This is a genomic window from Parafrankia discariae (assembly GCF_000373365.1).
Taxonomy (GTDB): Bacteria; Actinomycetota; Actinomycetes; order Frankiales; family Frankiaceae; genus Parafrankia; species Parafrankia discariae.
In genome coordinates this window covers 1-22800 of the sequence record NZ_KB891209.1, presented here as the reverse complement: position 1 = coordinate 22800, position 22800 = coordinate 1, and the positions used below count along the sequence as shown (strand labels likewise).

The 22800-nt window shown below is 71.1% G+C and carries 19 protein-coding genes and 1 pseudogene; 13 read left to right on the top strand and 7 right to left on the bottom strand.

Annotation, left to right across the window (positions count from 1 at the left end; all coding sequences use genetic code 11):
- Positions 1 to 467: 467 nt before the first annotated feature.
- The 3 genes from B056_RS0113335 (at position 468) to ahcY (ending at position 5337) form a co-directional block, all read left to right on the top strand.
- Positions 468 to 674 (top strand): DUF1918 domain-containing protein, encoded by a 207-nt coding sequence (locus tag B056_RS0113335; RefSeq protein WP_018502369.1) that lies wholly within the window; start codon positions 468 to 470, stop codon positions 672 to 674.
- Between the two features lie 439 nt (positions 675 to 1113).
- A complete protein-coding gene (locus tag B056_RS0113330) occupies positions 1114 to 3687 on the top strand; it encodes an efflux RND transporter permease subunit (RefSeq protein ID WP_035751423.1) in 2574 nt (857 codons plus the stop codon).
- A 213-nt stretch (positions 3688 to 3900) separates the two neighbouring features.
- A complete protein-coding gene (gene ahcY / locus B056_RS0113325; RefSeq protein ID WP_018502367.1) occupies positions 3901 to 5337 on the top strand; it encodes an adenosylhomocysteinase in 1437 nt (478 codons plus the stop codon).
- Positions 5338 to 5487: 150 nt separating this feature from the next.
- Here the strand turns inward: ahcY and B056_RS0113320 are convergent, their stop codons facing one another.
- Both B056_RS0113320 and B056_RS36345 read right to left on the bottom strand, forming a co-directional pair.
- Positions 5488 to 6270, bottom strand: coding sequence for a hypothetical protein (locus B056_RS0113320; RefSeq protein WP_026239663.1), 783 nt, complete (start codon positions 6268 to 6270; stop codon positions 5488 to 5490).
- A gap of 191 nt (positions 6271 to 6461) precedes the next feature.
- Positions 6462 to 7184 carry a GNAT family N-acetyltransferase gene (locus B056_RS36345; RefSeq protein WP_154677005.1) on the bottom strand — a complete coding sequence of 241 codons (723 nt, stop codon included), beginning with the start codon at positions 7182 to 7184 and terminating at the stop codon, positions 6462 to 6464.
- Between the two features lie 477 nt (positions 7185 to 7661).
- Between B056_RS36345 and B056_RS0113310 the strand changes: the two genes are divergently transcribed.
- Positions 7662 to 8465, top strand: coding sequence for a peptidoglycan recognition protein family protein (locus tag B056_RS0113310; protein WP_018502364.1), 804 nt, complete (start codon positions 7662 to 7664; stop codon positions 8463 to 8465).
- A gap of 64 nt (positions 8466 to 8529) precedes the next feature.
- Here the strand turns inward: B056_RS0113310 and B056_RS0113305 are convergent, their stop codons facing one another.
- Positions 8530 to 9921 carry an ABC transporter permease gene (locus B056_RS0113305; protein WP_018502363.1) on the bottom strand — a complete coding sequence of 464 codons (1392 nt, stop codon included), beginning with the start codon at positions 9919 to 9921 and terminating at the stop codon, positions 8530 to 8532.
- A complete protein-coding gene (locus B056_RS0113300) occupies positions 9918 to 10892 on the bottom strand; it encodes an ABC transporter ATP-binding protein (protein ID WP_018502362.1) in 975 nt (324 codons plus the stop codon). The genes B056_RS0113305 and B056_RS0113300 overlap by 4 nt, the downstream gene beginning before the upstream one ends.
- Positions 10893 to 11066: 174 nt before the next feature.
- Here B056_RS0113300 and B056_RS0113295 point away from each other — a divergent pair, with 174 nt between their 5' ends.
- From B056_RS0113295 to B056_RS0113285, 3 genes are read left to right on the top strand one after another with little or no spacing between them, the layout of a single operon-like run.
- On the top strand, positions 11067 to 12014 hold the full coding sequence (locus B056_RS0113295) for an SPFH domain-containing protein (protein ID WP_018502361.1): 948 nt from the start codon (positions 11067 to 11069) through the stop codon (positions 12012 to 12014).
- 22 nt (positions 12015 to 12036) lie between these two features.
- Complete coding sequence (locus B056_RS0113290; protein ID WP_018502360.1) at positions 12037 to 12309, top strand: hypothetical protein; 273 nt, start codon at positions 12037 to 12039, stop codon at positions 12307 to 12309.
- Positions 12310 to 12333: 24 nt separating this feature from the next.
- The gene (locus B056_RS0113285; RefSeq protein ID WP_018502359.1) at positions 12334 to 13035 is read left to right on the top strand and encodes a GOLPH3/VPS74 family protein; all 702 of its coding nucleotides are present in this window, start codon (positions 12334 to 12336) and stop codon (positions 13033 to 13035) included.
- Between the two features lie 29 nt (positions 13036 to 13064).
- Here the strand turns inward: B056_RS0113285 and B056_RS0113280 are convergent, their stop codons facing one another.
- Entirely contained in the window at positions 13065 to 13763 is a 699-nt protein-coding gene (locus B056_RS0113280; protein ID WP_035751414.1) for an SRPBCC family protein, read from the bottom strand.
- A 165-nt stretch (positions 13764 to 13928) separates the two neighbouring features.
- Complete coding sequence (locus tag B056_RS0113275; protein WP_018502357.1) at positions 13929 to 14765, bottom strand: undecaprenyl-diphosphate phosphatase; 837 nt, start codon at positions 14763 to 14765, stop codon at positions 13929 to 13931.
- Positions 14766 to 15370: 605 nt separating this feature from the next.
- On the opposite strand from B056_RS0113275, the gene B056_RS0113270 reads away from it, so the two are divergent.
- From B056_RS0113270 to B056_RS0113245, 6 genes are all read left to right on the top strand, one after another.
- Positions 15371 to 16030 (top strand): TetR/AcrR family transcriptional regulator, encoded by a 660-nt coding sequence (locus B056_RS0113270; protein WP_051105612.1) that lies wholly within the window; start codon positions 15371 to 15373, stop codon positions 16028 to 16030.
- 88 nt (positions 16031 to 16118) lie between these two features.
- Positions 16119 to 17804 carry a GGDEF domain-containing protein gene (locus B056_RS0113265; protein ID WP_018502354.1) on the top strand — a complete coding sequence of 562 codons (1686 nt, stop codon included), beginning with the start codon at positions 16119 to 16121 and terminating at the stop codon, positions 17802 to 17804.
- Between the two features lie 213 nt (positions 17805 to 18017).
- Entirely contained in the window at positions 18018 to 19319 is a 1302-nt protein-coding gene (locus B056_RS0113260) for an acyl-CoA dehydrogenase family protein (protein WP_018502353.1), read from the top strand.
- The gene (locus B056_RS0113255; RefSeq protein ID WP_018502352.1) at positions 19316 to 20338 is read left to right on the top strand and encodes a phosphotransferase family protein; all 1023 of its coding nucleotides are present in this window, start codon (positions 19316 to 19318) and stop codon (positions 20336 to 20338) included. The genes B056_RS0113260 and B056_RS0113255 overlap by 4 nt, the downstream gene beginning before the upstream one ends.
- Positions 20335 to 21138, top strand: a complete 804-nt coding sequence (locus B056_RS0113250; protein ID WP_018502351.1) for an enoyl-CoA hydratase-related protein — start codon at positions 20335 to 20337, stop codon at positions 21136 to 21138. The genes B056_RS0113255 and B056_RS0113250 overlap by 4 nt, the downstream gene beginning before the upstream one ends.
- A gap of 75 nt (positions 21139 to 21213) precedes the next feature.
- Positions 21214 to 22191: an NADPH:quinone oxidoreductase family protein gene (locus B056_RS0113245; protein ID WP_018502350.1), complete on the top strand. Its 978-nt coding sequence runs from the start codon at positions 21214 to 21216 to the stop codon at positions 22189 to 22191.
- Positions 22192 to 22353: 162 nt separating this feature from the next.
- On the opposite strand, the pseudogene B056_RS43595 reads toward B056_RS0113245, so the two are convergent.
- A pseudogene (locus tag B056_RS43595) lies at positions 22354 to 22800 on the bottom strand (amidohydrolase family protein); the annotation flags it as partial.

Sequence of the window (22800 nt, the reverse complement as noted above, 5' to 3'; positions counted from 1 at the left end):
GATTCCCGACACCTGTCAGCCATACTTGTGCCCGCCTTGGGCACGGACATGCCGACGACATGCGAATTCAGTCATCCGTGGGCGAAGTGTCCGTACTCGACCCACCGTGCACGTTAGGGCGAGACATGACACACACCAGGACGTCGGAGCCGACGACTATAGCCGAAATCACACAATCAGCTCACGGTCGAGGCGGTCGTGACCGCCGCGCCCCGATCCGACGTCCCGCCGCCCCGCGCAAAATTGAATGAAGCGGACCTTCGCGGCGTTCCGCTCCCGCCAAGCTGCCGGTAGCCGCGAACCGTGTTACTCCGGAACTACCGCTCCGTCGGGGCGGCACCGGGGCGTCCGCGCTCCGGGCCGGCCTCGTCGGAGGAGACCGCCGACCAGCCGTGGCAGGCGCGCAGCGATGCGGGCCACCCCGGTCGGGCGGCGTCGCGCACCGCTGGTCGAAGGGAGACAACATCATGTACGCATCCGTCGGGGACCGCTTCGTCGTCCACGGCCGGACTGTCGGGTGCCCGGAGCGCCATGGGGTGATCGTCGACGTCCGCGGGGTCGCCGGTAGCCCTCCGTACGTGGTCCGCTGGGATGACGGCCACGAGGGCCTGTTCTTCCCGGGCGCCGACTCCACGATCGAGCTGCGGCCGGCACGGGAGCACGCGAGGGCCTGACAAGCACCTGAGAACTCGTGCGAACGCCCGGGCGCGCCTGACACAGGCGACCGAAGGCGCCGCCGCCCGGTCCGCCGGGCTCCGGGCGTCACGCCCGGGCGTGACGCCTGCCCGCCCGCACATTCCCCGAGTGCCCACACACGCTCGTCCGGACACCCGTTTTTCCGGAGATCGATAGACCGCACGTGCAGTGCCGATCAGAACCTGACACATCCGCTCGCACCGGCGGGACTCCCTCCCAGCGGAGCCAAAGGCCCGCTACCAGGATCAACTGGTCAGCGGTGAGCGGAACCGCCCGGGCCGTACGCCGGCCCAGGACGATTTCCTCCTGTGCAAGGGGTCGGCACACAGATGTGACGTGCGCTATACACCTTGGAAACCGTTCACGGACGGACCTCACGGGCCCTCCGTGAACATCTTCGATCCCCGGAGCAGCCTGATGCCAAGCTCGCCAGCGCCGTCCGATCCGTCCGCCCCGCCCGGTGGGTCGGCGCGATTCTGGTCGGGCCTCGGACGCACGGTCGGCCGCCGGACGGGCGTGGTGGCCGTGGTGGCCGTGATCATCACCGCGGTGCTCGGCCTGGGCCTGACCAAGCTGGAATTCACCACCGGCCAGGACAACTACCTCAACTCCGACTCGCAGGTCGCCAAGGACAACGTCGCCTACCAGGGCCTCTTCGGCGGTCAGGCCATGATCGTCCTTTTCACCACGAAGCCCGGCGCGGATCTCGTCGACCTCTTCACCACCGGTAACGTCAAGAAGTTCCGTGATCTCTCCGCGCAGCTGGAGAAGGACCCGCGCATCGAGAGCGTGATCACTCCGCTCACCGCGCTGCAGTTCACCGCGAACCTGGTCACCAGTCCGGACGGGAATCCGATCAGCAGCCCGGCGGGACAGATCCTGCTCGACGCCCAGAGCCGCGATCCGAATCCGGACTCCGCGAAGCGGCGGCTCGCCGACTCGCTGCGCACCCTGGAAAGAATCAACGCAATACCGGCAGATCGCCGTGATTTCGACGATCCCGAGTGGGCTGACTTCCTGTTGCACGACAACACCGGTGCCGTCCGCAAGTCACTGGAGTCGTTCTTCCCGACCGACCGGACCGCGCAGATGATCGTCCGGTTGAAGGGGAACGCGTCCATCAAGGAAGAGGGCCGCGGAGCATCGGCCACCGAGGCCGCGATGAAGGACCTGACCTTCGACAACGCCGACGTCATGACGACCGGCGCGGCCGTGCTGCTCCGGGATATCAACGACTACCTGCGCGGCGGCTTCCTCACCCTCGGTGCCATCTCGCTGGTCATCATGGCCGGGCTGCTGCTGGTCGCCTTCGCCGTGCGCTGGCGGCTGCTGCCGCTCGGGGTGGTGGCGGTCGGCCTCGTCTGGGCGTTCGGGCTCGCCGGCTACCTGGGTGTGCCGCTGTCCGTCGTGACCATCGCCGGCATGCCCGTCCTGCTCGGGGTCGGCATCGACTTCGCGGTCCAGCTGCACAGCAGAGTCGAGGAGGAGGCACAGCTCGACCGGGCCCGCGATCCCGTCACCGAGGCGCTGGCCCGGCTGATGCCGGCCCTGGCGGTGGCCGCCGTCGCCGGTGTCGTCGCGTTCCTCGCGCTGGAGTTCAGCCAGGTGCCGATGATCCGTGACTTCGGCGTCCTGCTCGCGATCGGCCTGCCGGTCATCGTCGTCGCGACCGTGCTGCTCAGCGCCGCCTCGCTCGGGTTCCGGGAGCGCCGCTCCCCCACCGCGCCGAAGGACTACTCACGAGGCCCGCTGGGGCGTGCGGTGGTGGGGCTCGGCTCGCTGCCCCGGGCGACCGCCATCCCCCTCGTCGTGCTCGCTGTCGCGATCTTCGCCGGTGGTCTGGTCGTCGAGGGCGATCTGAAGGTGCAGACCGACCCGGAGAAGTGGGTTAACCAGGACTCCCAGGTCGTGCACGACATCCAGAGCCTCAAGGCGCAGACGGGCTCCAGCAGCGAGCTCGGCGTCTTCATCCAGTCCGGGGACGTCTTCGACGACGAGACGGTGAAGTTCGTCCACGACTTCACCTACCAGCAGCTCGAGGAGCACCCCCGGGAGCTGGTGACGGCGTCCAGCCTGGTGACGACGATCAGCTTCCTCATGGAGGTGCCCGACACCACGCTGCTCGCCCCGACCGGCGCCGACATCGAGCGGGCCTACCGGGTCACCCCGGAGGCGATCCAGAAGAGCACGGTCAACCTGGACGGCAAGGCGCTCAATCTGATCTTCCGGACCGGGCCGGGCGCGCTGGAGGAACGCGCGGTCGTCGTCGACGACATCCGGGCGACGGTCAACCCGCCCGAGGGGATCCGCGCGACGCCCTCCGGCCTGGCCGTCGTCGGCACCGGTCTGCTGGAGAACTTCGAGAAGAACCGGATCGAGCTGACGTACTTCGCGCTCATCGGCGTGTTCCTGATCCTGCTGCTGTGGCACCGCAACATCGTCCGCGCGGTGGTGTCGGTGGTCCCCGTGCTGATCGCGGTCGGGCTCACCGCGATCGTCTCCTGGCTCGCCGGCTTCGACCTCAGCCCGTTGACGGCGGTCGGCGGGCCACTCGTGATCGCGCTGTGCACGGAGTTCACGACACTGATCGTCATGCGGCACATCGAGGAGCGCCGCCGCGGGCGCGACCCGCTGGGCGCCATCGAGGAGGCCGCGGCCCGGACCGGGCGTGCCTTCATGGTGTCCGCGCTGGCCGCGGTGATCGGGATCGTGGTCCTGGCGTTCAGCTCGCTGCCGCTGCTGCGCGACTTCGGCCTGGTGGTGGCCCTCAACGTGGGTGTCGCCCTGCTCTCCGCGCTGGTCGTGCTGCCGCCGCTGCTGCTGTGGGCGGACGAGCGCGGCTGGGTCTACCGCGGCCCGCGCGCCGCGGCCGGCACGATCCCGCGGCCCACCCCGGCGGAGGTGGGCGGTTCGGCAGAGATCGGCGGGCCGGCCGGGAGCCCGACCCCGCCGGCCGCGGGGAGCTCGACCGGGCCCACTCCCGAGAGCTGACGGCCCGCCCGGCCCGCCCGTGACAGGCAGGCCGACGGACCCGGTCCGGTGTGACGCGGCCGGACCGGGTCTTCGCCGTTCCTCACCCCTGTGGCACGCTCGACTGACTCGCGCTGTCGCGGCGGACGGCTGTCTGCCATGCCGGCAGTCCGGAAGCGGAACGTGACACCGCCGTACAGGCTCGGCAGCCACCGAGCGCAATGAGGAGAGGGCATGACTTTCGACTTCAAGGTCGCGGATCTCGCGCTGGCCGAGTTCGGCCGCAAGGAGATCCGGCTTGCCGAGCACGAGATGCCCGGGCTGATGGCCACCCGCGCCGAGTACGCGGCCAGCCAGCCACTCAAGGGCGCCCGGATCATGGGCTCCCTGCACATGACGATCCAGACCGCGGTCCTGATCGAGACGCTCGTCGCCCTCGGCGCGGACGTCCGCTGGGTGTCCTGCAACATCTTCTCCACGCAGGACCACGCCGCGGCCGCGGTGGTCGTCGGGCCGAACGGCTCCAAGGACGACCCGAAGGGCGTGCCGGTCTTCGCCTGGAAGGGCGAGACCCTCGAGGAGTACTGGTGGTGCACCGACCAGGCGCTGTCCTGGCCGGACGGCGGCGCGCCGAACATGATCCTCGACGACGGCGGTGACGCCACCCTGCTCGTCCACAAGGGCGCCGAGTTCGAGAAGGCGGGCGCCGTGCCGGCGACCGACGCCGCGGACTCCGAGGAGTACGCGATCATCCTGGAGACGCTGCGCCGCACGATCTCCGAGAAGCCCGGCCGCTGGACGACGACCGCCGCGTCGGTCAAGGGGGTCACCGAGGAGACCACCACCGGCGTGCACCGGCTGTACGAGATGGCGAAGGCCGGCACGCTCGCCTTCCCCGCCATCAACGTGAACGACTCGGTCACCAAGTCGAAGTTCGACAACAAGTACGGCTGTCGCCACTCCGTCATCGACGGGCTGAACCGGGCGACCGACGTGCTCATCGGCGGCAAGGTCGCGGTCGTCGCCGGCTACGGCGACGTCGGCAAGGGCTGCGCGGACGCGCTGCGCGGCCAGGGCGCCCGCGTCATCGTCACCGAGATCGACCCGATCTGCGCGCTGCAGGCGGCGATGGACGGCTTCCAGGTCGCCACGCTCGAGGACGTCGTCTCCACCGCCGACATCTTCGTGACGACCACCGGCAACTACGACATCATCACCGCCGCGCACATGGCCGCGATGAAGCACCAGGCGATCGTGTCGAACATCGGGCACTTCGACAACGAGATCGACATGGCCGGCCTCGCGAAGACCCCCGGCATCGAGAAGATCAACATCAAGCCGCAGGTCGACGAGTGGGTGTTCCCGGACGGGCACTCGATCATCGTGCTGGCCGAGGGCCGGCTGATGAACCTCGGCTGCGCCACCGGCCACCCGAGCTTCGTGATGTCGAACAGCTTCACCAACCAGGTGATCGCCCAGATCGAGCTGTTCGCCAAGACCGATCAGTACCCGGTCGGCGTCTACACGCTGCCCAAGCACCTGGACGAGAAGGTCGCCCGGCTGCACCTGGACGCCCTGGGCGTCAAGCTCACGACCCTGTCGAAGCAGCAGGCCGACTACATCGGCGTGCCGGTGGAGGGCCCGTACAAGCCGGACCACTACCGCTACTGAGCACCGAGGCTCGCCGCGCCGAGTCGCCGTGAACACGAGGGCCGCCCCGATTCGATCGGGGCGGCCCTCGTCGTCCGCGGGCACCGGCCGCCGTGCGCCGCGCGGAGTCTTCCCGGCCCGGAGTCTTCGCGGCCCGTGGTAGCGGGTTGCTCAGGCGGCCGGGGCGCCGGGATCGGTCTGGGACCAGCACACGGTGGTCCAGCTGACCGGGCCGGCGCCGGCCGGATCCGGCGCGGCGCCGCCGCCGGTGAACGCACCGACCTCGGCCGCGCCGCCTTCGGTCCCAGCGCTCTCGACCGCGGGGCTCTCGGTCGCGGGGCTCTCCGTCGCGCCGTTCTCGGTCGTGGAGCTGGTGAGAGCGGTCTGGTCGGTGCTGGACCCGTACGCGGGAGTAGCCGGATCAGGCTGCCCGGCCAGGTCAACCGGCGCGGCCTGCGCGGCCGGGTCAACCGGCGCGGCCGGGTCGGTGGGCTGGGTGCCGGCCGATGCCGACTCGGGGTCCAGCGACGGCAGCGAGTACCAGCCGGCGGGCAGCAGCGCCCCGGAATCCGCGACGACGGGCGTTTCGTAATCGGTCGGGATCACGTCCGGGACGACCAGCTCGGAGGTACCGGACGGGCAGGTCAGGCCAGGTGTGTGGGTGACCTCGGCGGACGGCTGGTCCGTGCCCGACTCCGTGCGGCACAGCACCGCGGACCGGGGCGGCCAGAAGGCCGCGGTCTGCGCGTAGTAGCCGTCCTCGAGCCGGACCGGCGGGCCGGGATCGGGTTCGTCGCCGGTGGTGGCGATCTCGAACTCCTGCCCGCCCGGGCACTCGGCCGCCGGGGTGCCACCTGCTCGGGCCGCCGTCTGGCCGGTGAGCGCGAACATACCGGCGATCAGAACAGCCACGAGCCCCGCCCGGCCCACTGGGAACGATCGTGCGACGGTCATGGTGACACCCTCCCTCTACGGACGATCAGACAAACACGCTGGGTGAACATCGGCGCCGACTTGGTGGGCGACACACGGCCTGTCAGTTTGGCGACAGGGCACAACCGGACCACCGGAGCCACGGCGCGGCGACGCCCACCGCGCCGGCTGGTGCGCCGCCGCCGCACCAGCCCCGGCACGGCACCCCCGGCTCACGGCGCGACCGAAGCACGGCGGTACTCCAGTTCAGGTACTCCCGCACGCTCCCGCGCCCCCTGCTCCGGCGGCTCACGCTCCCGGCCCGTACGCGCGTAGCCGAGACGCTCGATGACACGGAGCGCGTCCGGGGCGACGCCGCCGACCCACAGCTCGCCGACCCCGGCGGGCCGTGGATCCCGACCCGGGTCGAGGCGCGGCCCGGGTTCGAGGTCGCGGCGCAGCCAGATGTGGTCGATGCCGGCCTCGCTGTCGCGCACCGGCCCGAAACGGGCGGGCCGCGGCCGGTAGCCGGCCCGCCGGTAGAACTCCTCGACCCGTTGCTGCGCGTGCAGTTCGATCGCGGTCAGCCCCCGCTCGACCGCGAGTTGTTCGAGGGCCTCGGTGACGAACTGCCCGAGGCCCCGCCCGCGGTAGGGGCGCCGGACGGCGACCCGCCCGACCACGCCGAACCTCCCGCGCCCGGCGGCCGGCTCCGCGCCACCCGCCGGGGTGATCAGCCGGGCTGTCGCGAGCACGAGGCCGCCCGCACCGACGATTACGGCGTGGTCGGCACTCGCGTCCAGGGCGTCGCGCTCCAGGTCGGCGGGCACGCCCTGCTCCCCGACGAAGACCTCGTGGCGCAGGTCGAACACCGCCGCCGGCGGGACGCCCGCGACGAGGACAAAGGTTGGACCTCTGCCAAGGGCACCGGTGACGGCCTTCGAGGAAGGCGTCACCGCAGAAACCCGGTGACGGCGCGCGGAGGGTGCACGGTTTGTCAGTGTAGGCAGTCAATCCACCTTGACAATCCGCACACTCATAGACCGCATAACCCTATGGAAAACGACAAATGCATCACTACACCGACAACCGCCACCAGGTCGCGGAAGGGCGCGACGATCCGGAGTCCGCCCGCTCAGCCGACCCAGATGTGACGGGCTCCCAGCGCAGGGGTAGGAATCCCTCTTGTACGGATCGTCAGGGGATCGCACGCGAAGCGCGGAAAGCGCGTCCTGGAGCCGACCACCAGGGGCTGCGGGCACGGGCCCGCGGCGGGCCACCCGGACACCACACAGACGCGAAGAGGAACACGTGACTCGTCCAGACCGACGGCAACCGGTACGTCGAGCGCAGCCAGGGACCCGGGCACCGGCCGGGACCCCGCTACCGACGGGGGTCGGGCACGCGACGGTCACGAACGGCCGGGGCTGACCGTGGCGGCCACCCTCTACCCACCGGCTCGCAACCGCCCGGTCCGCAACACGTCCGGGACGATGGTGGAACCGACCCGCGGGCTGATCCCCCACGTCCAGGTCGGCACCGGTTCGCTCTTCGGCTGGTTCGACAATCCGGCCAGCCAGGTCAGCGCCCATCTGTGGCTGTCGAAGACAGGTGAGTTCGAGCAGTACGTCCCGTTCGACCGTCGGGCCTGGGCGCAGGCCGCCGGCAACCCGTTCTGGATCAGCGTGGAGTGCGAGGGCTACGACTCCGAGGACTACACGGCGATCCAGATCCAGCGCCTGGGCGAGCTCTTCGCCTGGGGGATGCATGAGTTCGGCTGGCGCCCCGAGATCACGGACTCCCCCAGCGGCTACGGGCTCGGCACGCACCGGATGGGCGGCACCGCGTGGGGCGGCCACTCCTGCCCGGGGAACCCCCGCGCGAACCGCCGGGGCGACATCCTCGCGGCCGCGCTGGGGGCGTCTCCCGGGGGGTCGCTCGCGGACCCGGGGCAGCGCTACGCGGGCATGCCCACCCTGCGGGAGGGCATGCGCGGGCCGGAGGTCGTCACCCTGCAGAACGCGCTGAACATCATTTTCGGCCACGAGGCGCCGACGGGTGACCCCTACCGCCTGACGCCCGACGGCGCCTACGGCGCGCTCACCACCGCCCGGGTGGCCTCGCTGCAGCGGTACGCGACACCGTGGTTCGGCCGCATCCCCGAGGACGGGGTCTGCGGCCCGAACACCTGGCGCAAGATCGGCTATGTCCTCGTCGGGATGAACCGCCAGGTGTGAGACGTCCGGAGCCGCCGGCGGCGGGCCCCGGACCCGCGGCGGCGGATCCAGGTCCCGCGGCGGCTCAGGCCTCGCGCAGGGCGTCCCGGAACGAGACCCTCGCCCCGGTCCGCAGCACCGCGTTGCGGTAGATCCGCCCGGTGAGCCGAACGAGTACGCCGATCAACGCCAGGGCCAGCACCACCGACAGGACGAGCTGCCAGACCGGGGCCACCCCGAGCGCGATCCGCATCGGCATCAGCACCGGCGCGAAGATCGGCAGCAGGGACAGCACCGCGATCAGGCCGTTGTCGGGATCGCCCGGCACGATCGAGATCCCCAGCACCCAGGGCACCACGATCGCCAGCACGATGGGACTCGAGATGCCGCCGACGTCCTCCTGCCGGGAGACCATCGCCCCGACGGCGGCGAACGGGAGGGCGTACAGGAAGAACCCGATGACGTACCAGACCACCGACCAGATCACCGTCCCGGTGGCCTCACCGGAGGGCAGGGACAGTGCGCCGGTTACCAGCGCGGCGACCAGGCCCCCACCGGACAGCACGATCATCTGGATCAGCGCCACCAGCCCGATGCCCAGCACCTTGCCGGCCATGAGCGTCCACGGGCGGACCGTCGACAGCAGCAGCTCGACCACCCGGCTCGACTTCTCCTCGACCACGCCCTGGGAGACGGCCGGTCCGTAGAGCATCAGGCCCATGTAGATCAGCAGCGCGGCGGCGATCCCGAGGACGAGCCGCTCGCCCTGGTGCGGCGGTGCCGGGTCGAGCTCGACGAAGTCGACCCGGGTGGCGGCGACCGCCGCGTTCACCCGGGCCGGATCGCCACCGAGCACGCTGATCTCGTTGTCGAGGACCTGCTGGCGGGCGAGAACCGTCATCACGCCGGTCAGCGCGTCGCTCAGGTCCTCCTTGACGGCGACGCGCAGGCCGTTCGGGGCCGCGGTCACCAGGATGTCCAGATCGCCGTCGGCGACCTCGCGCATGCCGGTGGCCTCGTCGGGCACCTCACGGCTCGTGATGGCGACGTCCATGCTCCGGGCCGCGGCGGCGAGCGGCGCGGCGATCGCGGACTCCGCCGCCGTCACGCCGACGGACTTCGTCGACTCCCCGTCGCCGACCAGGTCGATCACGACCGCGGCGCCGACGAGCAGGACGAGCAGGACGGCGGTGGTGATCCGGAAGACCCTGGAGCGCAGCCGCACGCCGAGCTCGCGACCGGCGACGAGCCGCACCGTCGCCCAGGAGCCCAGCGCCGAATAGTCGCCCAGGTCCCCGGGACCAGGCCCGAGCACCGAGCCAGGTCGGGGCCCCGGGGCGGCGCCGGTCTGCGCCGGGATGCCGGGGACCGGGCCGGCCGCTCCTGCCGGGCCCGCCGCTCCTGCCACGGCCGCGGCCGGGCGGGCGGCCGGGCGACCGGTCTCGTGATCGGTCCCGTGATCGGAATCCGGGCTCATCGCACCGTCACCTCGTTCCTCGCGGTCGCCGGGTCGGTTCCGGAGGTGGTACGGACGCCGGACGCGTCCTCGTCGGCGCTCACAGCGGAGCGGAACAGCTCGGCGAGGGAGGGCCGGCCGCGGCGGAACTCCCGCACCGGGCCGACCGCCAGCGCCCGGCGCAGCAGTTCCTGGTCATCCGCTCCGGGAGCCAGGTCGACCACCGTGCGTGCCCCCTCGGTGGCGCGGACGGTCATCCCGGGCAGGCCCGCCGCCCAGCCCGGCGGGGCCCCGGGCACCTCGACGACGATCCGCTCGGTGCCGTCCGAGCGCAGTTCGTCGACCGTGCCGGCGGCGACCATCCGCCCGGCGGCGACGATGCCGACCCGGTCGCAGAGCCGTTCGACGAGTTCGAGCTGGTGGCTGGAGAACACCACGGGAACCCCGTCGTCGCACCGCTCCCGCAGGACCTGGCTCATGACGTCGACCGCGACCGGGTCGAGCCCGGAGAACGGCTCGTCCAGCACGAGGACCTCCGGGTCGTGCACGAGCGCGGCGGCGAGCTGGACCCGCTGCTGGTTGCCGAGGCTGAGCTTCTGCACCTCGTCGTCCCGCCGCTGCGCGACGCTCAGCCGCTCGAGCCACGCGTCGGCGGAGCGGCCGGCGGCCGCGGCCGGCATCCCGTGCAGCCGGGCGAGGTGGATGAGCTGGTCACGGACCGGCATCTTCGGATACAGGCCCCGTTCCTCGGGCATGTAGCCGATCCGGCGGCGGGCGGCGAGGTCGACCGGGCGGCCGGCCCACCGGACCTGCCCGGCATCGGCCGCGAGCACCCCGAGCACGATCCGCATCGTCGTCGTCTTGCCGGCCCCGTTGCTGCCGACGAAGCCGAACAGCTCCCCCGCGCGGACGTCGAAGGTCATGCCGTCGAGCGCGACGACCTCGCCGTACCGCTTGCGCACATCGTCGATCTCGAGCCGCCGGTCCGGCATCGGCCACCTCCGCGTCGCGTCCCGCTACTGGACGACCACATAGTACCGAGCTAAAGTGATATCACTTTGATACCTCGACGCTAGCGTAACGGCGCGAGAACTCAAGGAGAACACCGGGTCGGAGCGTGCCGAACGGACCGCTCGCCGGCTCCCGCTCCCCATCAGGAGGCACACATGAGCACCGGGACACCGCAGGCGGGGATCGACCGCGTCGTCGTCGACATGCCCGAGCCGAGCGTCCGGGAACATCGCGCCAAGGACCGCTCCGGCCTGCTGGCGCTGCTGGCCGGCCTGCTCGGCATGCTGGGCTGCGTCGCGCTCGGCATCGCCGGGATCGTCGTCGCCGCCGACCACTCCGCCCCCGTCGGCGCCGTCCTCATCGTGGCCGGTGTGCTCGGCTTCTTCGCCGCCCTGTTCACGCTGTGCGGCCTGACCGCCGTCGCGCCGGGCGAGGCCCGGGTCGTCGCCCTCTTCGGCCGCTACGTCGGGACGGTGCGCACCACCGGGCTGCGCTGGGTGAACCCCTTCACCACCCGTAAGAAGGTCTCCACCCGGATCCGCAACCACGAGAGCGGCGTGGCGAAGGTGAACGACGCCGACGGCAACCCGATCGAGATCGCGGCCGTCGTCGTCTGGCAGGTGAAGGACACCGCGCAGGCCGTCTTCGAGGTCGACGACTTCGTCGAGTTCGTCGCCATCCAGTCGGAGACGGCCGTACGGCACATCGCGACGAGCTACCCCTACGACGCGGCCCCCGAGATCATGTCGCTGCGCGACAACGCCGAGGAGATCACCGCGAAGCTCTCCCTGGAGATCGCGGCCCGGGTCGCCTCCGCCGGTGTACACGTGATCGAGTCCCGCATCACCCGGCTGGCGTACGCGCCGGAGATCGCCCAGGCGATGCTCCGGCGCCAGCAGGCGGGCGCCGTCGTCGCGGCCCGCTCGCGGATCGTCGAGGGCGCCGTGGGCATGGTCGAGGCCGCCCTGGAACGCCTCGACCGGGAGAACATCATCGAGCTGGACGAGGAACGGAAGGCAACCATGGTCAGCAACCTGCTCGTGGTCCTGTGCAGCGAACAGTCGACGCAACCGGTCATCAATGCCGGATCTCTCTACACCTGAGCCCCGGAGCCGGTGACGGTACGTGGCCGAGCGGAAGAAGATCCTGCTGCGCCTCGACCCCGCCGTCCACGACGCGCTGGCGCGCTGGGCGTCGGACGAGCTGCGCAGCACCAACGCACAGATCGAGTTCCTGCTGCGGTCCGCGCTCGCGGACCGGGGCCGGCTCCCGCGGGAGGCCGGCGCCATACCCCGGCGCGGACGCCCCCGGCGGGACACCACCGAAGATCGCGGCCCCGGCCCCGGCGACGCCGGACCGGCCGACACGGTGGACGTCCGCCGCACCCCACCCCCGTGATCGACAACCGGGAGGAGAACCGCCATGCGACCACCGACGTCGCTGCCGGCCCAGCTCTACCTGCTGGCCTACGACCTGGAGCGGGACCGCATGTACCGCTCGCCCTACCTGGGTCGCGCGCTGCGCGCGGCCGCCGCGACCGAGCTCTACCAGGGCGGGCTGCTGACCGACGACAACGGCCGGGTGAAGCCCGCCGAGTCCCGCCCAGGGCGCCAGCCGCACCCGGGAGGCCACCCGGCTCACCCGGGCCGGCGGCCGGACCCGACCGCCGATGAGCTGTGCGCACAGCTCATCGGCGAGATCGGCGCGTCGTCCCGTCACCGGTCGTGGAAGCACTGGGTGAACAAAAACCAGCGGACCGCCGGCCGAGTCGTGCGCGACCAGCTCGAGGCGGGCCGCTGGATCAGGGTCGAGCGACGCCGGATCCTGGGAATGATCCCGGCGACCTCCGTGACCGTGCGGGACCGGGCGATGGTCCGCCGGCTGCACCGCGAGATGGAGCAGATCCTGCACGGAGGCCCGGCCGGCCGGGCCGAGCCCGGCCCGGCGAGCCTGGTCGCGCTTCTCGCCGCCGGTGAGATCGGGGCGATGAAAAGCCGCCGGGCCCGGCGGGCACTCAAGGGTCGACTCGCGCTGCTGGAACCGGTCGCCGGGCCGGCCGTCCCGGCGCTGCGCGCCGCCGTGCGGGAGGCACAAACCGCCGAATCAGCCGGTGCGGCTGGTTGACGACCCGGCCGCGGAGTTGACTCGCCAGGTCAGAACTCGCCGCCGCCGGGCTGTGAGTACGTCGCCCCGCCGGCCCCCTGATCCCGCTGCGGGCCACCGGCGCCGCCCGTGCCGGGGGCTTCCGACGAACCCAACCGGCCGGGCTGACCGAACTCACCGGGCTGACCGAACTGACCGGGCTCGCTGCGCTGACCGGGCTCGCTGCGCTGACCGGACTCACCGCGCTGACCAGCGGATCCGAGGTCGCCCTCACGTCCCGGACCGGCGGCGTCCGGGCGCCGCACGTCACCCCGCCAGGCTCCGGTCTCCTGGCCATGGTCCTCGATGAAGGACTTGAACCGCTTGAGGTCGTCCTTCACCCGGCGGTCGTCGGCGCCCAGCACCGAGCCGGCCTTCTCCACGAGCCCCTCGGGCTGCCAGTCCATCTGCACCGTCACCCGAGTGGCGTCGTCGGCCAGCCGGTGGAACGTCACCACGCCGGCGTGGCGGGTCCCCTCCGTGCTCTTCCACGCGACACGCTCGTCCGGGAGCTGCTCGGTGATCGTGGCGTCGAACTCGCGCTCGGTGCCACCGGCCTTGATCCGCCAGTGGGTGTGGGTGTCGTCCGTCTGCTGGACGGACTCGACCCCCTCCATGAAGTTCGGGAACGACTCGAACTGGGTCCACTGGTTGTAGGCGGTCCGGATCGGGACGGCCACATCGATCGATTCCTGCACGGTGCTCGCCATGGTTCCTCCCATCGACTTCGACATCGGACGGGTGGGGTCCTCCCCGATGGTCAGGCCCTAACACACGCATCCGGGACGGGATGGCAAAAGGGTGCCGGGCCGCGCCCGATCATGGGGAGATCATGGGGAGATCCGGGAGCGATCCCGGCGCCGGAACCGGCGTCGTCAGGTCGCGGAGATGATCCCGGTGGCGAGGAGAAAAAGGATCACCGAGCCGAGCGCGAGCCGGTAGTAGATGAAAACGCTGTAACTGTGGCGCGCGACGAACTTGAGCAGCCACGAGATGGCGAAGTAGGCCGTCACGAAGCTCACCGCCGTCGCGGTGATGGTGACCGTCCAGCCGACGCCCTGCTCGATGTTGGACGACTCCGTCACGACCTGCAGCAGGGCCGCCGCGAACAGCGCCGGTATGGAGAGGAAGAACGACAGGCGGGTGACGGTCACCCGGTCGATCCCGCGCAGCAGTCCGGCGGACATCGTCGATCCCGAACGGGAGATTCCCGGGATCAGCGCCATGCACTGGACGACCCCGATAACCAGCGTGTCCTTCCAGGTCACGTCGTCCTCGTGCCGTTTCTGGGTGGCGACGCGATCGGCGTAGCCCATGACCGCGCTCCACCCGATCAGGGCGGTGCCGACGAACCACAGGCTACGCAGCGTGGTTTCGATCTGATCCTTGAACAACAGGCCGACTATTCCGATGGGAATTGATCCCACAATCACCGCCACACCGAACCGGAAATCCGGGTGGTCGCGGTACTCCGGCTGGGTCACACCCCGGGCCAGCGCGGCGATGATCCGCCGGAAGTCATGCCTGAGGTACAGCAGCGTGGCGAACACCGCGCCGACCTGGATGATCGCCGTGAATGCGGTGATGTCCGGGTCGTCGATGCGGTAGCCGAGCAGCTTCTCGATGATCGTCAGATGACCGGTGCTGGAGACCGGGAGGAACTCGGTGAGCCCCTCGACGGCGCCGAGAAATACCGCTTCGACGATGTTCATGCCAGCCCTTCCTCCACATCACCTCCGACCGGGAGATCGCCAGGAGTGTATGTCGAGAAAGATCACCAATACGCGGTGGGTTCGCCCCGGTCACGCTGCGCGCGCGGCGAACACCCGGCAGCAGCGGGTGCCCGCGGTCAGGTGACCGTCCACGATCGGAGCCCTCCGCTGGCGGGGCGGGTCGGAACCGGGGCGGGTCGGAACAAGGCGCCACCACTTCCCGCCGCCGGCTCGGATACTTGTCCGACCCAACGGCACGAAGGCGCCCATCGGTCACGTGACGCCGACATCGGGCGCGGCGTCACGGAACAGGAGCAACAGTGCGCGACGCCCCCGGCGCGACGGACGCCGGCACCCGGGCACCGGGCACCGGGCCGGTCGGGGTCTCGGCGGTGATCGGCAGCAGCATGACTGGGGCGAGCATTCCGTCGCGCCCCAGGTGGCCGGCCCGCGAGCCACCCGGTTGCGGTGATCCACCCGGTCCGGGCCCGGTACCCTGGCCGCCCCCGAGGCCTCCTCAACCCGGCCGGCAAAGAATATAATTCCATTAGTCAAAGAACCGAATTTCGCATCTCCCAGCACCCCGTACCCGAAGGACCTCGACCATGAGCGACACTGCTGGAGTGGAATGGGAGGGCACCCCCGCCTCGGTGCGGGCCGCTGTCGACCGGGCCCTGAACCGGCACCAGCGCGACGCCCTCGTCGAGGTCGAACAGATCCTCGACGCGGCCCTGCGGGTCTCCGTCCGGGTCGCGCCGGCCGACCCCAAGGTCGCCGACATCGTCGCCGAGGCCGGGACGTCCAACCAGACCTTCTACCGGTACTTCGCCGGCAAGAACGAGCTCATGCACGCGGTGATGGAGCGCGGGATCGTCATCCTGCGGTCGTACCTCCGGCATCAGATGTCGAAGAAGTCCGACCCGGCCGGCCAGATGACCGCCTGGGTCAGCGGCATGCTCGCGCAGATCACCCGGCCGGTGGTCGCGCAGCAGGGCGCCACCGTCAACCGGCTGCTCGCCCGGGCCAGCGATTCGATACCGGGGCGGGCCACCCTCGACCAGCAGCTCGGGCAGTTGCTCGTCCCGCCGCTGACGGCGGCCGGCCGGCCACGACCGGATCTCGACGCCCAGCTGATCCAGGATGCCGTCCTCGCCGCGCTGCAACGCCACGTCGAGCCCCGCACGGTGCCGTCCGAGGACGAGCAGCGGCACCTCATCGACTTCTGCGTGTCGATTCTCCAGGCGCGGCCGGCGTCCGCCGACTGAAACCCTGGTCCGCCACCGACCTCTCACCAGGTAGCCACCCAAAGTAACGATCTGTGTATTTTGTGTTGGTTAACGGTAGGGGAAGGAGATGGGGCGCAGCCGTCGGCGCGACCGGCTCTTCCGCCGCGCGGCGGTCACCGCCGCGGCGCTGGCGGTCGCCTGCGCGGTTCTCGCCCAGGCACTGCCCGACAGCGTGGCGCTGTTTGTCGTCCGGCTGGGCGTCATCGGGTTCCTGCTGCTCGGTGGGACGACCTGTGTGGTCACCGGGCTGCGCCGCCATGGTGCCGAACGGTGGTGGCGGCTTCTCGTGGCGGTGATGGTCCTCGCCGCGGCGGTGGCGTCGGCCGCGGTGTTCCGGGACACGATGGCGGGGCGGTCCCCCATCCCCCAGCTGACCCCGGCCTCGTTGGTCTACCTGGTTCCGCTCGCGCTGGGTGTCGCCGGCGTACTGCTCTACCCCACCGACCCGGTCGAGCACGACGACACCGGGGACGGCGGCCCGCTGCGGGCCTACCGCTGGTACGTGATCACGATCCTGGACGGCATGATCGTGGTGGGCGCGGTGGCACTGCTGGTCTGGGTCATCGTGCTGCGGCGCACGGTGGAGCAGGGCGGACCGCTCGGCCCCGGCCCGCTCTACTCGATCATCCTCGCCGCGGTCTCGCTCGTGGTCTTCGTCGTGCTGATCCTGGTGGCCGTGTTCCGTGAGCCGCGAGACGGCCGCGGGCACGCGCTCCTGCTCGCGGGCGTATGCGCCGCCTCGATCTCCGCCATGTGGGAGCTCGCGGTGCTCATCCACGGCATGGACGACGTCCCGCGGCTGACCGACCTGCCGATCGGCATCGGTGCGCTGCTCATCGGCCTGGCCGCGATCTCCACCGATCCCGGTTCCGACCCGGACGCCAGCACCGGCACGGCTACCGAGGCCGCGGGGATGGGGTGGGCTGTCGGTCCCAGCTCAGATCGGCGGGCCGCCTCGGCCCGGCTCCGCCGCTGGCACGCGATCCTGCCCTACCTCCCGCTGACCGCGGCCGGCGCGGCGGTGGTGATCGAGATCGTCGGTGACGACGTCGAGCGCTGGGAGGAGGTCTGGGCGCTGCTCGCCCTGCTGCTGCTCGCGCTGGCCCGCCAGATGATGACGATGTCGGACAACATCCGTCTGCTCGGCCAGGTGGAAGAGAAACGGCGGCAGCTGCGGCACCAGGCGTTCCACGACCCGCTGACCGGCCTGGCGAACCGTAGCCTGTTCATCGACCGGCTCGAGCGGACGCTGCGCCGCCAGCCGCGCCCCGCCGAGCGCTTCGCCGTCCTGTTCTGCGACCTCGACGACTTCAAGCGGGTCAACGACATCCTCGGCCACGCGGCGGGCGACGACCTGCTGCGGATCACCGCCGCCCGACTCGCCGGCTGCGTCCGCGCGGTGGACACCGTGGGCCGCCTCGGCGGTGACGAGTTCGCGGTCCTGCTGGTCTCCGCCAACGCCGACGATCCCGAGGCGGTCGGACGTCGACTGGCCGCCGCGGTCCGGGCGCCGGTGCGGCTGACGAGCCGCACCTTCACCGTCGCGGCCAGCGTGGGCCTGGTGACCGTCGACCCGGAGACCGAGTCGGGCGCGGATGTCCCGGGCACCGCCGAGCAGCTGCTGCACCGCGCCGACCTGGCGATGTACGCGGCCAAGGCCAGGCGGAACGGGGAACCGGCCGTCTACACCCCCGAACTGGTGGGCCCCGGGCTGGGACGGACACGGGCCGCCCGGAATGTCCCGCTGCCGTGAACGGCCCGTCACCAGCGCGTAGCCGACCCGTCACCGCCCCACCGCCACCCCCTTGCCTCGCCGCCCTGCCGCCCTGCCGCCCTGGGCCGATCCGAACGTCCGCCCGACGATCCGTGATCACCAGACCAGCTCCGGATCGATATTTCGATCATCCGGGAGTTGTGTTCTTCGTGTACAGAACGCTATTCTGACCGCTCCGAGAGGAGACCGACGATGTCGTGGGACTTCGAGACCGAGCCCGAATACCAGGCCCAGTTGGACTGGGCGGACAAGTTCGTGCGGGAGGAGGTCGAGCCCCTCGACATGGCCTGGCCCGACCTGCAGTTCGTGCCGCGCGGCGAGACGTTGCAGCGGGTCGTCGACCCACTGCGGCAGCAGGTCAAGGACCACGGCCTGTGGGCGACCCACCTGGGTCCGGATCTCGGCGGCCAGGGGCACGGGCAGCTCAAGCTGTCGCTGCTCAACGAGATCCTGGGCCGTTCCAGCTGGGCGCCGATCGTCTTCGGGTGCCAGGCGCCGGACACCGGCAACGCCGAGATCATCGCGCACTACGGCACCGAGGCCCAGAAGAAGCAGTACCTGCAGCCACTGCTGGACGGCGAGTGCTTCTCGTCGTACTCGATGACCGAGCCGCAGGCCGGCTCGGACCCGACCCAGTTCACCTGCAGCGCGGTGAAGGACGGCGACGGGTGGGTGATCAACGGCTGGAAGTTCTTCTCCTCGAACGCCAGCACCGCCCGGTTCGTCATCGTCATGGTGGTCACCAACCCCGACGTCACCCGGTACCACGGCATGTCGATGTTCCTGATCCCGACGGACACGCCGGGCATCAACATCGTCCGCAACGTCGGCCTGCCCGGTGAGCCGCTGGGCGAGGGGCACCACGCCCTCATCCACTACGAGGACGTCCGCGTCCCGGACGAGGCGCTGCTCGGCGGCGAGGGCCAGGCGTTCGCCATCGCGCAGACCCGCCTCGGCGGCGGGCGGATCCACCACGCGATGCGCACGATCGGCCTGGCGAAGAAGGCGCTGGACATGATGTGCGAGCGCGCGCTGAGCCGCAGCACCCAGGGCAGCCTGCTGGCCGAGAAGCAGTTCGTCCAGGGCTTCATCGCCGACTCGTACGCGCAGCTCGCGCAGTTCCGGCTGTTCGTGCTCTACACGGCGTGGTCGATCGACAAGCACAAGGACTACCGCAAGGTCCGCAAGGACATCGCCGCGGTCAAGGTGGTCATGCCCGCGGTCCTGCACGACATCGCCTCCCGGTCGCTGCAGGTGCACGGCGCGCTCGGCGCGAGCAACGAGATGCCCTTCAGCCAGATGGTGATGGGCTCGTTCGTGATGGGCCTCGCCGACGGGCCGACCGAGGTGCACAAGGTCACCGTGGCCAAGCAGGTGCTGCGCGACTACAAGCCCAGCGAGGACCTGTGGCCGACCGAGCACCTGCCCCGGCGTCTCGCCGCGGCGCGTGAGAAGTACGCCGAGTACCTGGAACTCGAAGTGGGGAACCTGTGATCGACATCGAGCGCCTCGCCACGTGGATGGACGAGGCCGGACTCGCCGGCAAGGGCGAGCCGATCGAGCACCGTTACGTCTCCGGCGGCACCCAGAACGAGATCTACGAGATCCGTCGTGGTGACCTGCACGGCGCGTTGCGCATCCCGCCGGCGGGGGCACCCGCCAGCCGCGACGCCGGCATCCTGCGCGAGTGGCGCATCATCGAGGCCCTGGACGGGACCGACGTCCCGCACACCGCGGCGATCGGCATGTGCGAGGACGCCTCCGTCCTCGGCCGCTCCTTCTACATCATGGGCTTCGTCGACGGCTGGTCGCCGATGAGCCAGCGCGGTGTCTGGCCGGAGCCGTTCAACTCCGACCTCGAGCTCCGCAAGGGGCTGTCCTACCAGCTCGCCGAGGGCATCGCACTGCTGTCGAAGGTCGACTGGAGGGCCCGCGGCCTGGAGGGCCTCGGCCGTCCCGACGACTTCCACGAGCGCCAGGTCGACCGCTGGACGGCCTTCCTGAACCGCATCAAGAAGCGGGAGCTGCCCGGCTACGACGTCGCCGCCAACTGGCTGCGCACGCACCGGCCGATCGACTTCATCCCCGGCCTGATGCACGGCGACTACCAGTTCGCGAACGTGATGTTCCAGAACGGGGCGCCGGCGAAGCTGGCCGCCATCGTCGACTGGGAGATGGGCACGGTCGGCGACCCCAAGCTCGACCTGGCCTGGATGCTGCAGAGCTGGCCCGAGGACACCAGCTCGACCGACCTGATCGGCAAGAGCTACGCGGACCTCTACGCGATGCCGACGAAGTCGCAGCTCCTCGCGCACTACGCGGAGGTCTCCGGCCGGCAGGTCGACGACTACGACTACTACCTGATCCTCTGCAAGTTCAAGCTCGCCATCGTCCTCGAGCAGGGCTTCCAGCGCGCGGGTGACGACGAGAAGCTGCTGTCGTTCGGCCCGATCGTGCTCGACGCCATGAAGGAGGCCGCCGACCTCGCGGAGAGCACGGACTACAAGCGATGACCGACACCGACACCAGCACCGCGGACATCCTGCTGGAGCGGGTCGGGGCGGTGCTGGTCATCCGCCTCAACCGGCCCGAGGCCCGCAATGCCCTGACCCCCGCGCTGCTCAGCGCCATCGGCTCGGCGATCATCACCGCGGAGTCGGACCCCGACATCCGGGTGGCCGTGCTGACCGCCGCGGGCGACCGGGCGTTCTGTGTCGGGATGGACCTGAAGGCCTTCACCTCGGGCGGCGACTTCTCCAAGATCGCCCCGGAGGAGAAGGAGGGCCGGGCGGCCTTCGACCGGCTGATGAGCGGCGACGTCAGGATCCCGCTGGTCGGCGCCGCGAACGGCACCGCGGTCGGCGGCGGCTTCGAGCTGCTGCTCTCCTGTGACGTCGTGGTGGCCTCCTCGGCGGCGAAGTTCGGCCTGCCCGAGGTCAAGCGGGGCCTGCTCGCGGCCGGCGGCGGCGCGGTCGCCATCGCCAGCCGGATCCCGCTCGCCCTCGCGCTGGAGCTGACCCTCACCGGTGACACCGTGGAAGCCGCCCGCGCTCAGCAGCTCGGCCTGGTCAACACGGTGACCGAGCCGGAGAAGGTGCTCGAGGCGGCGCTGGCGCTCGCCGAGCGCATCGCCGCCAACGGCCCGCTCGCCGTCGCCGCGACCAAGGAGATCGTCCGGGCCGCCGCGGCCGACCCCGCGCGCGGGCAGGAGCGCATGGCGCAGCTCTCGCCGACGGTGTTCAAGAGCGAGGACGCCAAGGAGGGCGCGATGGCCTTCATCCAGAAGCGCACCCCGCAGTGGAAGGGCCGGTGACCGCGCGCCGCCCGTCCACCAGCGGCGGCCCGGCCGCCGCCCGCCGCCCGCTCACCAGCGGCCGGGTGGGCTGAGGTGCGCGCCGCGGTCTGCCGCGAGTACGGCCAGCCCGAGGTCGTCCACGTCGAGGAGTTCCCCACTCCCGAGCCGGGGCCCGACCAGGTCGGCGTACGGGTGCACGCGGCGGCGGTCAACTACTCCGACGTCCTGCTGGTCGCGGGCCAGTACCAGGTCAAGGTGCCGCCGCCGTTCGTCCCCGGCAGCGAGTTCGCCGGTGTCGTCGAGACGGTCGGCGCGAACGTGACCGGCGTGTCCGTCGGCGAACGGGTGTTCGGCACCGGCATGGTCGGTGCCTTCGGTGAGGTCGCGGTGGCGTCGGGGGCCGCCGTCACGCACACGCCGGACGGCATCGCCGACTCCGTGGCCGCCGCCTTCGGCGTGGCGCACCGCACCTCGTACCACATGCTCCGGTCGGTGGCCCGGCTGCAGCCCGGCGAGCAGCTCGTCGTGCTCGGCGCGGGTGGCGGGGTGGGCCTCGCCGCCGTCCAGCTCGGGGCGGCCCTGGGCGCCACGGTGACGGCGGTGGCGTCGTCCGCGCGCAAGCTCGAGGTGGCGGCCGCCAACGGCGCGACCCACCTCGTCGACCACCGCGCGAACGACCTCCGCAAGGCGCTGAAGGAGACCCTCCCGGGCGGTGCCGACGTGGTCATCGACCCCGTCGGCGGCGACCTGGCCGAGCCGGCGCTGCGTTCGCTGCGCTGGCGCGGCCGGTTCGTCACGGTGGGCTACGCCGCGGGCGCGATCCCGCGGATCCCGCTCAACCTGGTGCTGCTCAAGGGCATCCAGATCGGTGGGATGCAGCTGCGCGACTTCGGGCTGAACGCGCCGGACGAGCTCGCGCGCAACGAGCGGGAGCTCATCGAGCTGTTCGCCGCGGGCAAAGCCGTGCCGCACATCGGCGCCAGCTTCACCTTCGACGAGACAGCGGCGGCGCTGCGCTATGTGGCCGACGGCCACGCCATCGGGAAGATCCTCCTGGAGATCGCCCCGTAGCACGGCCCGGGACGTCCACCGCGGGTGCCGCGGTGGACGTCCCGTGGGGGGGCGGAAACGACGCCCGGCGCGGCGCATCCACAACGGGGTGGGTGCGCCGCGCCGGGTCTTCGCGCATCTGGGCTGGCCGGCCCGTTCCCGGGCCGGCCGGCATGGGTGGTCTCAGATGACCGCTTCGGGGTGCTTCTCGGCGAACATCCGCGCCCACTCCTTGCGGGAGCGGATGGTGGTGTCGACGTCGGTCGCGATCGCGCGACGGGCACCGACGGTCGCCCGCTCCTTCGGGATCTCGGCGAACGGGTCCCAGTTGAAGAACCGGCAGGCGTTCCGCCAGGTGATCTTGTCGATCTCCTCGTCGGTCGCGCCGACGTTGTTCAGCTCGTTGAGCACGAACTCCGGCGCCTCGGGCCAGATCGAGTCCGNGTGCGGGTAGTCGCACTCCCACGCGATGATGTCGATCCCGATCTCGTTGCGCAGCTTCAGCGATGTCGGGTCGGTGACGTAGCAGGCGAGCGAGTGGTCGCGGAACACCTCGCTGGGCAGCTTGCCGCCGAAGTCACGGCGCAGCCAGCGCTGGTTGGTGTAGTGCCGGTCGCAGCGGTCCAGGTA